The following is a 15461-nucleotide window of genomic DNA, read 5'->3' as shown; positions in this document are numbered from 1 at the left end:
CGCGACCCCGCCGCGCCCGCGCCCCCGCCCGCGACGACGGCGCGGCGCCGGGGCGGCGGCCATGTTATGGGCAATGATGCAGGTCATGGGATGGTCCGGATGCGTCCCGCCATGGCGTTCCAGCAGCGCGCGCAGCGCCAGCGCGGGTTCCAGCCCCTCGGGGATCGACAGCGACCAGTCGAGGAAGATCGCCCGGCACTCCTGGGCGGCGATGCCCTCGATCCGGTAGGCATCTCGGATCAGTCCTTCGGGATCGGCATCGGGTATCGGGGCGCGAGTCGGCATGAGGCTACGCTAGCGATCTGCGACAACCTGTCAATCCGCCCCGGCGCGGACCGCCTGATCCACCAGCTGCGCCGCCGCCGCGCGCCCCTCGGCGATGCGGGCCTCCAGCGTGCCGATATCGGGCATGGCGGTGTCGCGCAGCAGCATGTCGCGCCCGCCCTGGCCCAGATGCGACGGGTCGGGCCGCCCCCCGCTCAGCAGCCGCCCCGCCTGTTTCAGCACCGCCCAGAGCCGCAGCTGCTCGCCCAGCCGCCCGGCGGCTTCGGGCGCCAGATCGCCTGTGCCCAGCTGCAGCAGCGGGTCGCGCTCGGCCGAGCCCGCCACCAGCGCGCAGGCCTGGGCCAGAAGCTCGATATCCTGCCGGCCGCCGGGCCCGTTCTCGGTATCCCAGGGGCCTTTCTGCGGCTTGCCGGTGCGCAGCCGCTCGCGCATCTCGGCAAGGTCGCGGAACACCCGGCCCCGGTCGGCGTGTCCGGCGACGATTTCGCGGCGGAAGGTCTCGAAGGCCTCGGCCAGGGGCTGCGGCCCGGCGATCACGCGCGCCCGCGTGAGCGCCATGTGCTCCCAGGTCCAGGCTTCCTCGCGCTGGTAGCGCCGGAAGCCGCTCCAGCTGGTGGCCACGGGGCCCTGCCGTCCAGAGGGGCGCAGCCGCATGTCGACCTCGTAGAGCGTGCCCTCGGACATCTGCGCCGAAAGCGCCGTGACGAAGGCCTTGGTCAGCCGCGCGTAATAGCTGCGCACATCCAGGGCGCGCGCCCCGTCCGAGACAGCCTCCGCCGGGGCGTCGTAGATCACGATCAGGTCCAGGTCGGAACTTGCCGCGAGGCTGCGCGCCCCCAGCGAGCCCATCCCCACCAGCACCGCCCCGCCGCCGGGAAGATGGCCGTGCTTCTCGGCGAATTGCGCGACCACGGCGGGGGCCAGCACCTCCAGCACCGCCTCGGCCAGGTCGGAATACTGCGCCGCCGCCTCGGAGGCATCGATCAGCCCGCGAAGAAGATGCACGCCGATGCGGAACCGCCATTCGCGGTGCCAGCGCCGGGTGCCGTCGAGGATCTGCTCGTAATCGCCGCCATCCTGGTCCAGCGTCTCGGACAGGTCCGCCGCCAGCCCCGCCCGCCCGGGCCAGGGCGCGAAGAAGCTGCCGCCGATCACCGCGTCCAGCACCTGCGCATTGCGCGACAGGTACTCGGCCAGGACCGGCGAGGAGGACGCGATGTCGACCATCAGGTCGATCAGGTGCGGGTTGGCCTCGAACAGCGAGAAGACCTGCACCCCGGCGGGCAGCCGCGACAGGAACCGCTCGAATTGCAGCAGCGCCTCCTCGGGTTTCGCCGCCCGCTCGAAGCGGCGCAGCAGATCGGGCAGCAGCCGCGCCAGGATCGCCCGCGCCCGGTCCGAGCGCAGCGCCGCGAAACCGTGCCAGCGCTCGGCCACCTCGGCGGCGCGCGGATCGGCGGGCGCGGTCTCTTCCGCGCGGCGCGGCAGCATCAGCGGTGCGGTCAGCCCCTGCACCGTCTCGAAGCATTGCGCCATCTCGGCGCGCAGCGCCGCGGCATCGGGCCGGTCGAGGAAGGCCGCCAGCCGGTCCCAGCCCGCCGCATCCCTGGGCAGCGCATGGGTCTGGGCATCCTGGATCATCTGCACCCGGTGCTCCCAGCTGCGCAGGCTGCGGTACCGCGCGGCCAGGGCAGCGGCATCCTCCTGCGGGATCCAGCCCGCCTCGGCCAGCCGCTCCAGCCCGCTGCAGGTGCCGCGCACGCGCAGGGACGGGTCGCGCCCGCCGGCGATCATCTGGCGGGTCTGGGTGAAGAACTCGATCTCGCGGATGCCGCCCGGGCCCAGTTTCAGGTTGCGCCCGTCCAGCCGCGTGCCGTCCCAGGTGTTCTTCTGCGACCGGATCTTGGCCTGCATCTCCTGGGTTTCCTCGATGGTGGCGAAATCCAGGTGGCGGCGCCAGATGAAGGGGCGGATTTCCTGCAGGAAATCGCGCCCGGCGCGCAGATCCCCCGAGGAGGGCCGCGCCTTGATGAAGGCCGCGCGTTCCCAGGTGCGCCCGAGGCTCTCGTAATAGCGGATCGCCGCCGAGATCGCCATCGCCACCGGCGTCACCGACGGGTCCGGCCGCAGCCGCAGGTCGGTGCGGAAGACATAGCCCTCGCCGGTCAGGTCCGACAGCAGCGCCATCGCCTTGCGCACCGCGCGGATGAACTGCATCCGCGCCTCGGGCAGGTCGGCGGAGGAGAAGCGGTCATCGTCGAACAGCACGATCAGGTCGATATCGGAGGAATAGTTCAGCTCGCGTGCGCCGGTCTTGCCCATGGAGAGCACCGTCAGCCCGGCGCAGGTCGCCAGGTCCGCCTCGGTCTGGCCGGGGATCTTGCCCGCCCGCAGCAGCGGCGCCAGCACCGTCTGCAGCGCCACCTCGACGGCCCGGTCCGACAGCCGCGTCAGCGCGCCGGTCACCTGCGCCAGGTCCCAGACCCCGCCGCAATCGGCCAGCCCCGCCAGCAGCGCGACGCGCCGCTTGGCCACGCGCAGCGCGGCGCCGGTCTCCTTCGCGGGGCCGGGTTCCAGCGCGTCCAGCACCTGCGCAAGGGTGGTCGCGGGATCGGCGGCCAGCGCCTGCTCCAGCCAGGCGGCCTCGCGGGTCATCAGCCCGGCCAGGTAGGGGCTGCACCCCGCGACCCCTTCCAGCAGATTGCGCGCCGCGCCGGGATCGGGCAGCTTCGCCAGCGTGTCGGCGGCGCGCTCCGGCTCGTAGGGGCGCGGATGGCGGCGGATGAGATCGGTCAGGGTCATGGGTATCCTCCGGCAGCCAGGGTCAGGGACAGGAGTATCAGGTGAGCCGCAGTTTGAAACGGGTCATGGCGGCACTTGCCGCCGCAGGGCTGGACCCGCCGGTCCGGGAATTTCCCGAGGGCACGCGCACCGCGCAGGCCGCCGCCGATGCGGTGGGCTGCGCATTGGACCAGATCGCCAAGTCGATCCTGTTCCGCGGCGCCGCCAGCGGGCAGGCGCTTCTCTTCGTCACGGCCGGGGGAAACCGGGTCTGCCCGGCGCGGGCCGCGGCGCTGGCCGGAGAGGACCTGGCCGGGGCCGATGCCGCCTGGGTGCGCGCGCAGACCGGCTTTGCCATCGGCGGGGTCGCGCCTGTCGGTCACCTGCAGCCGCCGCGCGCTTTCTGGGACCCGCGCCTGGCGGAGTTCGACGAAATCTGGGCCGCCGCCGGCACGCCGCGCCATGTCTTCTCCATCGCGCCCGCGGACCTGCTGCAGATATCGGGGGCGCGGCGCGGAGAGTTCACCGAGACCGCGCGCTGAACAGCCAGCCCCGACGTCCATTCCCTCGAGGATCCGCCGGCGAAAGGCCCGGCGGGCGGCGGCCGGGCCGCGGAGGGCGGTGATGTGAAAAACTTTCACATCACCCCCTTGCAGGAAGTTAAGGGGCTTCACATCTAGGACATGTGAAACGGGTTCACATCGGACCCGGTGACAAGGAGACCAAGATGAACGCAGTCGCTTCCTGGCCCGGCCAGGCGGAACAATGGCTTGACCAGCGCGGCAAGGGCGCCTGGATCGCGGCCATGGTTCTCGGTTTCATTCTCTTCTGGCCTGTCGGCCTCGCCCTTCTCGCCTACATGATCTGGAGCAAACGCATGTTTTCCGGCTGCAAGCATACCCGCAAGATGACCCGTGCCAGGACCGCCTTCACCTCTTCGGGCAACAGCGCCTTCGATGCCTACAAGGCCGAGACGCTCCGGCGCCTGGAGGAAGAGCAGGATGCCTTCCAGGAATTCCTGCGCCGCCTGCGCGAGGCCAAGGACAAGACCGAGTTCGACCAGTTCATGGAGGACCGCGCCCGCCGCGCCACGGCGCCCGGCCAGCCCGAACAGGCCTGATCCCGCGATGGCGGCCCGGATCTTCCGGGCCGCCCCCTTCCCGAGCAGAGAGACGAGATGCATACCAATCCCTATTGGGGCCTCCCCGACCCCGAAACCGGCCGTGCCTTCTATGACGGCGTCCTGCGGCGCCGGTTCCTGGCCTGGCTTGTCGACCTCGTGCTGATCACCGGCCTGGTGATGCTGGCGATCCCGCTGACGGCCTTCACCGGGCTGTTCTTCCTGCCGGTCCTGTGGCTGGCGGTCAGCTTCCTCTACCGCTGGGCGACGCTGAGCCGTTCGGGCGCGACATGGGGGATGCGCTTTGCCGGGATCGAGCTGCGCAACCAGGACGGCACGCAGCCCGGCGCGACCATCGCCGCCGCCCATGCCGGGGCCTATCTGGCGATGACCATGGTCTTTCCCGCGCAGCTGATCTCGATCGCGGTGATGTGTGCCAGCCGTCGCGGCCAGGGGCTGCACGACCTGATCCTGGGCACGGCGATGATCAACAGGGCGCAGATCTGACCACTGCGGGCCGGGACCTCGCGTTTCCCTGATCCAATAGGGTCTTGGCGCAGGGGCCAAGCATTGCTAGGCTCGGATCGTTCCAGACACGAAGATCATGCGCCACAGCCTTCCCCTCGCCCCCCAGTTCTACGTGACCGCGCCGCAGCCCTGCCCCTACCTGCCGGGCCGGATGGAGCGCAAGCTGTTCACCGCGCTGCAGGGCGACTATGCCGAGACGCTGAACAACGCGCTGTCCAAGCAGGGATTCCGGCGCTCGCAGAACGTGCTCTACCGGCCGTCCTGCGCGGAATGCATGGCCTGCCTCTCGGCGCGGATCCGCGTCGCCGATTTCAAGCCCGGCCGCAGCCAGCGCCGGACGCTGTCGCGCAATGCCGACCTGACCCGGCGCGCCACCTCGCCCTGGGCGACGGAAGACCAGTTCGCCCTGTTCCGGGACTACCTGGACAGCCGCCATGCCGATGGCGGCATGGCCGACATGGACATCTTCGAATTCGCCGCCATGGTCGAGGAAACGCCGATCCGCAGCCGCGTGATCGAATACAGCCGCCCGCCCGAGACCCGCGGCGACCGCGGCGCGCTGACTGCCGTATGCCTGACCGACGTGCTCGATGACGGGCTGTCGATGGTCTATTCCTTCTACCAGCCGGGGCTGGAGCGCCGGTCGCTGGGCACCTATGTCATCCTCGACCATATCGCCATCGCCCGCGAGGCGGGGCTGCCCTATGTCTATCTGGGCTACTGGGTGCCGGGCAGTCCCAAGATGGCCTACAAGTCGAAATTCGGCAGCCTGGAGATCTACAAGAACGGCCGCTGGATCGACCTGGGCGATCCCGCGGCGCATAGCGGCACCGCCCATCCCCTGTCGATCGACCCGATCGCCGAACAGGTGGCAAAGATCTCGCTGCCCGACACGATGGCACCGCCGCAGAAACGCTGATCCGCCCGGACCGCGCCCGCCGCACGGGACTCCCCGCATCCGCGCAACAAAATTACAACCGCGGGCGCCTGCGATTTGCTTAATTGTTTTCGGTTGACGCCCCGGGACGGAGCGCATACAGAAGGCGGCACTAGAGGAAGGATGCCCCCGATGGATCTCCGGATCGTACTTGCAGGACGACAGCGCATGGGCCGGTGACGGACCCTGGATGATCCCCATGCGCCCCCGAGTAACTCCGGGGGCTTTTTTGTTTCTGCAGGCACGGACCCGGTCCGGGGCACCGCAATGCCGCCATGACGGAGTGGACGAGATGACGAAGATGACCGGCGCGAGAATGGTTGTTCAGGCCCTGAAGGATCAGGGGGTCGAGGTGGTTTTCGGCTATCCCGGCGGCGCCGTCCTTCCGATCTATGACGAGATCTTCCAGCAGTCCGACATCCAGCACATCCTGGTGCGCCACGAACAGGCGGCCGTGCATGCGGCCGAAGGCTATGCCCGCTCCACCGGCAAGGTGGGCTGCGCGCTGGTGACCTCGGGCCCCGGCGCGACCAATGCCGTGACCGGGCTGACCGATGCGCTGATGGATTCGATCCCGCTGGTGGTGCTGTCGGGCCAGGTGCCGACCTTCATGATCGGCAATGACGCCTTCCAGGAGGCCGACACGGTGGGCATCACCCGCCCCTGCACCAAGCATAACTGGCTGGTCAAGGACACGGCCGATCTGTCGAACGTCATCCACCAGGCCTTCCACGTGGCGCGCTCGGGCCGTCCGGGGCCGGTGCTGGTGGACATCCCCAAGGATGTGCAATTCGCCTCCGCCGCCTATACCGAGCCGAAGAAGGCGCGCACCTCGCATTACCAGCCGAAGGTGAAGGGCGATGCCGAGGCGATCGAGCGCATGGTCGAGCTGATGGAAACGGCCGAGCGGCCGATCTTCTATACCGGCGGCGGCGTCATCAATTCGGGTCCCGCGGCCTCGCAGCTCCTGCGCGAATTCATCTCGGCCACGGGCTTCCCCGTCACGTCGACGCTGATGGGGCTGGGCGCCTATCCGGCCTCGGGCGAGGCCTGGCTGGGCATGCTGGGGATGCACGGGCTCTACGAGGCCAACCTGGCGATGCATGACTGCGACGTGATGATCAATGTCGGCGCCCGCTTCGACGACCGCATCACCGGCCGCGTGCAGGATTTCAGCCCGAAATCGCAGAAGGTGCATATCGATATCGACCCCTCCTCGATCAACAAGGTGATCCCGGTGGAGGTGCCGATCATCGGCGATGTCGGCCATGTGCTGGAACAGGCGCTGAACCTGTGGAAGGCGCGCGGGCGCAAGGTGAACCGCGACGGGCTGAAGAAATGGTGGGCGAAGATCGCCGAATGGCGCAAGGTCGACTGCCTGCGCTACAAGGGGTCCGAGACCGTCATCAAGCCGCAATACGCCCTGCAGCGCCTCGAGGCGCTGACCAAGGGGATGGACCGCTATGTCTCCACCGAGGTGGGCCAGCACCAGATGTGGGCGGCGCAGTTCCTGGGCTTCGAGGATCCCAACCGCTGGCTGACCTCGGGCGGGCTGGGCACGATGGGCTACGGCTTCCCCGCCTCGATCGGCGCGCAGGTGGCGCATCGCGACGCGCTGGTCATCAATGTCGCGGGCGAGGCCTCCTGGCTGATGAACATGCAGGAAATGGGCACCGCGATGCAATTCGGCCTGCCGGTCAAGCAGTTCATCCTCAACAACGAACGGCTCGGCATGGTGCGCCAGTGGCAGCAGCTGCTGCATGGCGAACGCTACAGCCAGTCCTGGTCCGAGGCGCTGCCGGATTTCGTCAAGCTGGCCGAGGCCTTCGGCGCCAAGGGCATCCAGTGCAAGGATCCGGCGGATCTGGACGACGCGATCATGGAGATGATCCGCTATGACGGGCCGGTGATCTTCGACTGCCTGGTCGAGAAGCACGAGAACTGCCTGCCGATGATCCCCTCGGGCGAGGCGCATAACAAGATGCTGCTGGGCGATGCGGTGGCCACCAACGCGATCCAGGGCAAGGGCGCCGCGCTGGTCTGATCCGGCGCCGCCTCAACGACACGACAACGGAGCAGTCCCCATGTCCGCACTTCAGATCAAGAAGGGCTCGTCCAAGCATTCGGCCTATGACCTGCGCAGCCATATGAGCGACGTGATGGAACGTCACACGCTGGCCGTGCTGGTCGACAACGAATCCGGCGTGCTCGCCCGCGTCATCGGCCTGTTCTCGGGCCGCGGCTACAATATCGACAGCCTCACCGTGGCGGAGGTCGATCACCAGGGCCACCGCTCGCGCATCACCATCGTCACCACCGGCACACCGCAGGTGATCGAGCAGATCAAGGCGCAGCTGGGCCGGATGGTGCCGGTCCATGATGTCCATGACCTGACGGTCGAGGGCCAGGCGGTGGAGCGCGAGCTGGCGCTGCTCAAGGTCGCGGGCACCGGCGAGAAGCGCGTCGAGGCGCTGCGCCTGGCCGATATCTTCCGCGCCAAGGTGGTCGATACCTCGCTGGAAAGCTTCGTCTTCGAGATCACCGGCACGTCGGAGAAGGTCGATGCCCTAGCCGATCTGATGCGGCCCCTGGGCCTGGTCGAGATCGCCCGCACCGGCGTTGCCGCGCTGAGCCGCGGCGCCGCGTGAGCCCGGCCGGGCGGGGGCCTGCCCCTGCCCGGCCCGCGCGGCCTCAGTCGCCGCGGATCCGCGTGACCAGCGCGGCGACCAGCGCGAAGAGGACATGCCCCGCCAGCGCCACCCAGGCGATCTGGGCAAAGCCCAGGAAAGGCGGGTTGCCCGCCACCAGCGAGGCCATGACCCACAGCGCGAAGACCCACAGGGCGACACCGTAAAGCAGCGCGGCCACCGGCCAGGCCAGGCCCGGCACCAGCCGCCGCCGCAGCGGCTCGGCGACGAAGACCCAGCCGCCCGGATAGCCGATCATCCCCGCCAGGTAATGCAGCGCATGGGCGCCGGGCAGGCTTTCCGCGCCGGTGACGGTGCGGATCACCTGATTGGCCAGGGGCACCGGCGCCAGTCCGGAAAATCCCAGCCCCGGCGACAGGCTCTGCCCGAAGAAATCGAAGGCGACGGTGGCAAAGGCCCCGGCGGTCAGCATGGTGACGACGCGATGGGCGAAGCGGCGGGAACGGGCGGCGGGCATGGGCGGGCTCCTGGAATGGCGCGAAACGGATGCGCCTTTCTAGCAGGCGGCCCCCCGCGCCGTCCCCGGCCCACACGGCGGCTTGCCCGGATGTGAGCCGCGCCTCCCTCCGGGGCCCGGACAGGGGGCGGAACTGTAACATTCCGCCCCGCCAGCGCCCCGATGTTACAGATCAGGCGGTCAGGCCGGTGCCGATCGGGCAGGTCACGCCGGTGCCGCCGATCCCGCAATAGCCGCGCGGGTTCTTCGCCAGGTACTGCTGGTGATAATCCTCGGCGAAGTAGAAGTCCGGCGCGGGCAGGATCTCGGTCGTCACCTCGCCCAGCCCGGCCGCCTTGAGCCGCGGGGCGAAGACATCGCGCGAGGCCTCGGCCGCGGCCTGCTGCGCGGCGGAGAAGGTATAGATGCCCGAGCGGTACTGCGTGCCGACATCATTGCCCTGGCGCATCCCCTGGGTCGGGTCATGGCCTTCCCAGAACACCTTCAGCAGCGCCTCGTAGCTGGTCGCCGCGGGATCGAAGATGACCCGCACCACCTCGTTATGGCCGGTGCGGCCGCTGCAGACCTCCTCGTAGAGCGGGTTGGGCGTGTACCCGCCCGTATAGCCGACCATGGTCAGCCAGACGCCGGGGAGGCTCCAGAACATCCGCTCCACCCCCCAGAAGCAGCCCATGCCGAAGACCGCCTCCTCCATCCCCTCGGGGACCGGCGCCGCCAGCGGGCGCCCGGAAACGAAATGCGCGGGGGCGGTCGGGATCGGGGCGGGACGTCCCGGCAGGGCCTCCGCCGCCGGGACCATCCGCGTCTTTGCCGTCTGCGTGAAGAACATCGCCTGCTCCTTTATCCGGTTCCCCGCTGATATAGGCACCGCGGGGCGGCTTGTCATCGCGCGGCGGGCAATGGCCCCTTTTCCCCTGCGCGCAGGGATCGTAGAGGGCGGGGATGGATCATGATGTAATCGTGCTGGGGGCCGGGGCGGCCGGGATGATGGCGGCGGCGACGGCCGGACAGGCGGGCGCGCGCGTGCTTCTTCTGGATCATGCCGACAAGGCGGGCAAGAAGATCCTGATCTCGGGCGGCGGGCGCTGCAACTTCACCAATATGGGCGTGGAGCCGGGCTGCTTCCTGTCGGAGAACCCGCATTTCGCCAAATCGGCGCTGGCGCGCTATACCCAGTGGGATTTCCTGTCCCTGATCGACCGCCACGGCATCGCCTGGCACGAGAAGACGCTGGGCCAGCTGTTCTGCGACGGCTCGGCGCGGCAGGTGGTGGCGATGCTGCTGGCCGAATGCGCCAGGGGCGGGGTCGAGATCCGGCTGTCGGCGCAGATCGGCGAGATCGGCCATGGCGACGGGCTGTTCCGCGTGGCGGGCGCAAGCGCGCCGCAGCTGATCATCGCCACGGGCGGGCCGTCGATCCCCAAGATGGGCGCCAGCGGCATCGCCTACCGGATCGCCGAACGGTTCGGCCTGCCCGTGGTGACGCCGCGCCCGGCGCTGGTGCCGCTGACCCTGGGCGAAGAGGACCGGGCCTTCCGCGAGATCTCGGGCGTCTCCTGCCCGGTGACGGCGGAGGCGGGCGGGACCGGCTTTTCCGAGGCCGCGCTTTTCACCCATCGCGGCCTGTCGGGACCGGCGATCCTGCAGGTCTCGTCCTATTGGCGCCCGGGCGATCCGGTGACGCTGTCGCTGCTGCCCGATGCGATGGGGGTGCTGCGCGAGGCGCGGCGCCGGATGCCGCGGTCGCATCTGCGCGCCGCCCTGACCGAGCATCTGCCCAACCGCCTGGCCGAGGTGATGGCCGCACGGATCGGGATGCAGACCGAGATGGGCAACTGCCCGGATGCCGAGCTGGAGCGGGTGGCGGGGGAGCTGTCGGCGCTGACCTTCCGCCCCACCGGCACGGAGGGCTATGCCAAGGCCGAGGTGACGGCGGGCGGCATTTCCACCGCCGCGCTGTCCTCGCGCACGATGGAGGCAAAGGCGGTGCCGGGGCTTCATGCCATCGGCGAGGCGGTGGACGTGACCGGCTGGCTCGGCGGCTACAATTTCCAGTGGGCCTGGTCCTCGGGCCGCGCCGCCGGGGAGGCGGCCGCCGGGAGGCGCCGGGTCTGAGCCCGGCGCGGGATCACGCCTGGGGCGGCTGGCCGTTCGAGGCCGACAGCCCGCCATCCACCGGCAGGTTCACGCCATTGACGAACCCCGCCTCGGCGGAGGCCAGGAAGGCGATGGCATCGGCCACTTCTTCGGGCTCGGCGCCGCGCCCCATCGGGATGCGTTCCTCGAATTTCGCGCGCAGTGCATCATCCTCGCCGATCCCCTCGGCCATGGGGGTCCGGGTATAGCCCGGCGCGACGGCATTCACGCGGATGCCGGAAGAGGCGTAATCCAGCGCAAGCGCGCGGGTCAGGTTGCTGACCCCGCCCTTGGCCGCGTTATAGGCGAACATCCCCCAGTCGCCGCCCAGCCCCGAGACGGAGGAGGTGTTGACCACGTTGCCGCCCGAGGCTGCGAGCGCCTCCCAGGCCGCGCGCGTCATGCGATAGACCCCGGTCAGGTCGGTCTCGATCACCATGTCCCAGTCTTCCTCGGGCAGCGCGTCGATGCGGCCGGTGCGGGCGGTTCCGGCATTGTTGACCAGCACGTCGAGCGCGCCGAAGCGCTCCAGCGTCGCGGCGACCAGCCGCGCGGCATCCCCGGGCTGGGTGACATCGGCGGTCACGGCCAGCGCGCGCCCCTCGGGCAGGTCGCGCGCGACGGCCTCCAGCGGCTCGGCCCGGCGTCCGGCCAGGACGACATTGGCCCCCTCGGCGGCGAATTTGCGCGCGGTGGCGGCCCCCATCCCCGAGCCTGCGCCGGTGACGATCACGGTCTTGTCGGCAAAGCGGGTCATATCGGTCTCCTTGCTGCTGTCACGGGGCGGTCCTGCACCCCGGATGCGCAACCCGTCCGGACCCGGGGCTGTTCCGGCAGGCGCGATCACCGTCGCGTGCCTGCCCGCAGGATGCGCAGCCCGGCCGCGCGGCGGGCGGGGCCACGCGGTTTTGTCGCGCCTCCCCTTGCACGCCCGCGGCATATGTTGCATCCCAAGGCTTCAAGACCAAGGGACGCGGACATGGCGGACGGAACGATGACGACGAGTGCGAAACCCACCGAGGAAATTTCGGTCCGCGAGGTGTTCGGGATCGATACCGACATGAAGGTGAAGGGCTTCGCCGAGCCGACCGACCGCGTGCCGGAGCGCGACCCGACCTACAAGTTCGACCCCGATACCACGCTGGCGATCCTGGCCGGGTTCTCCCATAACCGCCGGGTGATGATCCAGGGCTATCACGGCACCGGCAAGTCGAGCCATATCGAGCAGGTCGCCGCGCGCCTGAACTGGCCGACGGTGCGGGTGAACCTCGACAGCCATATCAGCCGGATCGACCTGATCGGCAAGGACGCGATCAAGCTGAAGGACGGCGTGCAGGTCACCGAGTTCCAGGAAGGCATCCTGCCCTGGGCCCTGTCCAATCCCTGCGCGATCGTCTTCGACGAATACGATGCCGGGCGCGCCGACGTGATGTTCGTGATCCAGCGCGTGCTGGAAACCGACGGCAAGCTGACCCTGCTGGACCAGAACCGCGTGCTGACCCCGCATCCGGGATTCCGCATCTTCGCCACCGCCAACACGGTGGGGCTGGGCGACACGACCGGCCTCTATCACGGCACCCAGCAGATCAACCAGGGCCAGATGGACCGCTGGTCGCTGGTCGCGACGCTGAACTACCTGTCGCATGATGCCGAGACCGCGATCGTCCTGGCCAAGAACCCCAATTACAACACGGCCGCCGGGCGCAAGCAGATCAGCCAGATGGTGACCGTCGCCGACCTGACGCGGACCGCCTTCATGAATGGCGACCTCTCCACGGTGATGAGCCCGCGCACGGTCATCGCCTGGGCGCAGAATGCCGAGATCTTCCGCAATATCGGCTATGCGTTCCGGCTGTCCTTCCTCAACAAGTGCGACGAGCTGGAGCGCCAGATCGTGGCCGAGTTCTACCAGCGCTGCTTCGACGAGGAACTGCCCGAAAGCGCGGCCTCGCTGTCGATCTGACCGGGCCTTCCCGGCCGCGCGGCGCGCCGCGCCACGGATCAGCCCCGCCCCGGCCCTGCTGCGGGCGGGGCTTTGCGTTCACCGGCGCGGGACCGGCGGCTCAGGTGCGCAGGCGGATCACCAGAACCGCGCCGTAGAAGGCGAGGATCCCGAGGCAGACGGGGTTGGACAGGATGGCGGTGGCGAAGGCGACCATGGCGGGACTCCGGAGGTTGGCGGGTTGACGATGCCCCGCAGCTAGCCCGCCGCGCTTGCCCGGAAGTTAACCCCGGCATCCCCCTGCCCTGCCATGGTGAATCGCCGCGTCCCGCCCGCGCCGCGCCGCCCCAGCGCCGCAAGGCGCCGGCGCCGGACCGCGGCGTTTACCACGCGGCGGGGCTCAGCCCTCCAGGCACCACAGATCGGCCTCCAGCGCGTCATCGCCGCCCAGCCTGTGCGCGGCCGGGCTGTCATGGGTGATCAGCCAGCGCGCGTCGTCCCAGCGCACCAGCCCCTCGGGATTGTCGGTATTGCCGCGATAGGGCAGCGCGCGGGCCAAGGCGACTTCGGAGGCGGGGCGCACCCCGCCCTCGCGCACCCGGGTGCCGTCGCGCCAGCGCCACACGGCCGAGCGCCCCCCGGCATCCAAGGGCGTGCCCGTCAGCACGAGGATGTCGTCTCCGTCCAGGGCCAGGTCGCGCACGCCATGCCCGCCCAGCGGCAGCAGGTGCTTGATGTAGCGGCGGCCATCCTCCAGCTTGCGCGGCTTCAGCCAGCCATCCCCGGTTTCCTTCATCCGCATCTCGAGGATCACGGTGTGCCCGCGCAGCACCGGCCCGCGCAGGCCGAGCCACAGCCGGTCGCCGCGCGCGGCCAGGCCCTCGGCATCCAGCCCGTTATCCTTCGAGGGGATGTCGAGGAAGGCGTCCAGATGCGGATCGCCCGCCAGCCATTTGCGCAGCCGCCCGCGCTTTGCCGGTTTCAGCATCGCGGCCCGGCGCGGCCCGTCCTGTCCCACCGGCCAGACCCCGTCCTCGCGCCGCTCCAGCGGGACCCGGCCGATCACCTGGCGGTTCACGTCCCACTTGATCCGCGCCATCGAATCCAGCCTCTTGCCGGGCGGATCCTCCGCATCCGGCTTGCCGCGTTTCAGCGATTGCGACCCCGCGAACCACAGCCAGTCGCCATCCACGGCCAATCCCTCGATATCCATCTCGCCATCGGCCCCGCCGGGCAGGTCGAGAAAATCGCCGAGCGCCAGATGGGCGTGGCCGCCCCAGCCGCCGCTGACGGGAACCAGCCGCTCGATGCCGGCGGTCTCGTCGCAGCTGAGAAACAGCACCTCGCCATGACGCGTCACGGTGGAGATGTCGCGATGCACCTGCTCGGAATGCGCAGAAGGGTCGAATTGCAGCCGCACCCGGCCCTCCGGCGCATCCTCCGCCGTCCCGGCGCCCGTTCCGGTCGCGCTGTCCTTCATCGCTGTCTCCCTCTCGGCCAATGCGTCGCTGCCGGACCAATCCCCGGCCGCCCCTCCGGGTTCCGGGCCGGATCCCCGCCCCTGCGGCCGCGCGGCGATTGAATCGCGTCCCGCCCGCCCCTATCTTCGCCGCATCATGCCCGAGACGGAACTGAAATTCACCCTCGACCCGGCGGTGCTGCAGCTTCTCGGCGCGCGGCTGGACCGGCTCGGCCCGCCCCGCCTGCATGTCCTTCACAGCGTCTATCACGACACTGCCCGGCACCGCCTGCGCAAGGCGGGCATCACGCTGCGGATGCGCCGCGACGGGGCGCGCTGGTTCCAGACGGTCAAGGTCAAGACCCGCAGCCGCGACGGGCTGCAGGTGGCCGAGGAGGCGGAGACCGAGCTGGCCGGAGGCGGCATCGACCCGGCCGCCATCCCCTGCGAGGCGCTGCGCGCCCGGGTCCGCGAGGTGATCGGCACCCGCCGCCTGCACCCGGTCTGCGAAACCCGGATCAGCCGCCGGGTGCTGGTCCTGCCTGCCGCCGGGGGGGCGCTGGTGGAGATCGCGCTGGACGAGGGCGAGGTCCGCGCGGGCGCGGCGGCCGAGCCGGTGCGGGAACTGGAACTGGAACTGAAGGCCGGGCCGCTGGCGGCGCTCTACCAGCTGGCCGCCGAGCTTCTGCCCGGCGGCGGGGCGGAGCCGTCGCTGCTGTCGAAATCCGATCGCGGCTACCTTCTGGCGGCGACCGGCAGCTCCGCGCTGCCCGGCGGGCCGCGCGGGCCGATGGCGGCAGGGCTGGTGCCCGGCATGAGCCTCGGCCCGGCGGCGGCGGCGGTCTTCGGCGAGTGCAGCAGCCAGGTCTCGGCGAATGTCGCGGCGGTCCGGCGGGGGACGGATCCCGAGGGGCCCCGGCAGCTGGCCCTGGCCACGGAGCGGCTGGCGGCGGCGCTGGAGATCTTCGGCAAGGCGCTGGAGCTGCGCGACCGCGGCTATCTGCGGGCCGAGGCGCGCTGGCTCGGGCGGCAGGCAGGGGCGGAGCGGGACCTGCCGCGGCTGCGCGCGGCGCTGGACAGCAAGCGCACGCAGCGTTTTACCCTGGCC

General features: G+C 70.1%; 15 protein-coding genes. 9 read left to right on the top strand and 6 right to left on the bottom strand.

Translation table 11 applies throughout. From position 1 onward, the window contains the following. Both ICN82_RS19235 and ICN82_RS19230 read right to left on the bottom strand, forming a co-directional pair. On the bottom strand, positions 1 to 285 hold a 285-nt coding region (locus ICN82_RS19235), incomplete at its 3' end, for a hypothetical protein (protein WP_193186312.1). Positions 286 to 315: 30 nt separating this feature from the next. Then, positions 316 to 3087 carry a [protein-PII] uridylyltransferase family protein gene (locus tag ICN82_RS19230; RefSeq protein ID WP_193186309.1) on the bottom strand — a complete coding sequence of 924 codons (2772 nt, stop codon included), beginning with the start codon at positions 3085 to 3087 and terminating at the stop codon, positions 316 to 318. A gap of 41 nt (positions 3088 to 3128) precedes the next feature. Here ICN82_RS19230 and ICN82_RS19225 point away from each other — a divergent pair, with 41 nt between their 5' ends. The 6 genes from ICN82_RS19225 to ilvN all read left to right on the top strand — a co-directional run bounded on the left by ICN82_RS19225 (position 3129) and on the right by ilvN (position 8299). Beyond that, a complete protein-coding gene (locus ICN82_RS19225; protein ID WP_193186306.1) occupies positions 3129 to 3608 on the top strand; it encodes a YbaK/EbsC family protein in 480 nt (159 codons plus the stop codon). Between the two features lie 185 nt (positions 3609 to 3793). Then, entirely contained in the window at positions 3794 to 4186 is a 393-nt protein-coding gene (locus ICN82_RS19220) for a DUF2852 domain-containing protein (RefSeq protein WP_193186303.1), read from the top strand. 57 nt (positions 4187 to 4243) lie between these two features. After that, positions 4244 to 4693: an RDD family protein gene (locus ICN82_RS19215; protein WP_193186300.1), complete on the top strand. Its 450-nt coding sequence runs from the start codon at positions 4244 to 4246 to the stop codon at positions 4691 to 4693. A gap of 97 nt (positions 4694 to 4790) precedes the next feature. Next, complete coding sequence (locus tag ICN82_RS19210; protein WP_193186297.1) at positions 4791 to 5633, top strand: arginyltransferase; 843 nt, start codon at positions 4791 to 4793, stop codon at positions 5631 to 5633. Between the two features lie 310 nt (positions 5634 to 5943). Beyond that, positions 5944 to 7695, top strand: coding sequence for an acetolactate synthase 3 large subunit (locus tag ICN82_RS19205; protein ID WP_193186294.1), 1752 nt, complete (start codon positions 5944 to 5946; stop codon positions 7693 to 7695). A gap of 40 nt (positions 7696 to 7735) precedes the next feature. Beyond that, on the top strand, positions 7736 to 8299 hold the full coding sequence (ilvN, locus tag ICN82_RS19200; protein WP_193186291.1) for an acetolactate synthase small subunit: 564 nt from the start codon (positions 7736 to 7738) through the stop codon (positions 8297 to 8299). A 43-nt stretch (positions 8300 to 8342) separates the two neighbouring features. On the opposite strand, the gene ICN82_RS19195 is transcribed toward ilvN, so the two are convergent. Together ICN82_RS19195 and msrA are read right to left on the bottom strand one after the other, a co-directional pair. Then, the gene (locus ICN82_RS19195; RefSeq protein WP_193186289.1) at positions 8343 to 8816 is read right to left on the bottom strand and encodes a hypothetical protein; all 474 of its coding nucleotides are present in this window, start codon (positions 8814 to 8816) and stop codon (positions 8343 to 8345) included. 172 nt (positions 8817 to 8988) lie between these two features. After that, positions 8989 to 9645: a peptide-methionine (S)-S-oxide reductase MsrA gene (gene msrA, locus ICN82_RS19190; RefSeq protein ID WP_193186286.1), complete on the bottom strand. Its 657-nt coding sequence runs from the start codon at positions 9643 to 9645 to the stop codon at positions 8989 to 8991. A gap of 113 nt (positions 9646 to 9758) precedes the next feature. On the opposite strand from msrA, the gene ICN82_RS19185 reads away from it, so the two are divergent. After that, positions 9759 to 10931, top strand: a complete 1173-nt coding sequence (locus ICN82_RS19185; protein WP_193186284.1) for a BaiN/RdsA family NAD(P)/FAD-dependent oxidoreductase — start codon at positions 9759 to 9761, stop codon at positions 10929 to 10931. Positions 10932 to 10944: 13 nt separating this feature from the next. Here the strand turns inward: ICN82_RS19185 and ICN82_RS19180 are convergent, their stop codons facing one another. Further along, a complete protein-coding gene (locus tag ICN82_RS19180; RefSeq protein ID WP_193186282.1) occupies positions 10945 to 11709 on the bottom strand; it encodes an SDR family NAD(P)-dependent oxidoreductase in 765 nt (254 codons plus the stop codon). A 222-nt stretch (positions 11710 to 11931) separates the two neighbouring features. Between ICN82_RS19180 and cobS the strand changes: the two genes are divergently transcribed. After that, a complete protein-coding gene (cobS, locus tag ICN82_RS19175) occupies positions 11932 to 12915 on the top strand; it encodes a cobaltochelatase subunit CobS (RefSeq protein ID WP_193186279.1) in 984 nt (327 codons plus the stop codon). Positions 12916 to 13294: 379 nt separating this feature from the next. Here the strand turns inward: cobS and ICN82_RS19170 are convergent, their stop codons facing one another. Continuing rightward, positions 13295 to 14374: a DUF3616 domain-containing protein gene (locus tag ICN82_RS19170; protein ID WP_193186277.1), complete on the bottom strand. Its 1080-nt coding sequence runs from the start codon at positions 14372 to 14374 to the stop codon at positions 13295 to 13297. A 136-nt stretch (positions 14375 to 14510) separates the two neighbouring features. On the opposite strand from ICN82_RS19170, the gene ICN82_RS19165 reads away from it, so the two are divergent. Further along, positions 14511 to 15461 (top strand): CYTH domain-containing protein (locus tag ICN82_RS19165; protein ID WP_193186274.1); only part of this gene is annotated, 951 nt, incomplete at its 3' end.

Source organism: Mangrovicoccus algicola, from assembly GCF_014903745.1.
GTDB classification, from domain to species: Bacteria; Pseudomonadota; Alphaproteobacteria; order Rhodobacterales; family Rhodobacteraceae; genus Mangrovicoccus; species Mangrovicoccus algicola.
The sequence above is the reverse complement of the archived record's forward strand: the minus strand, read 5'-3'. Positions and strand labels throughout refer to the sequence as shown.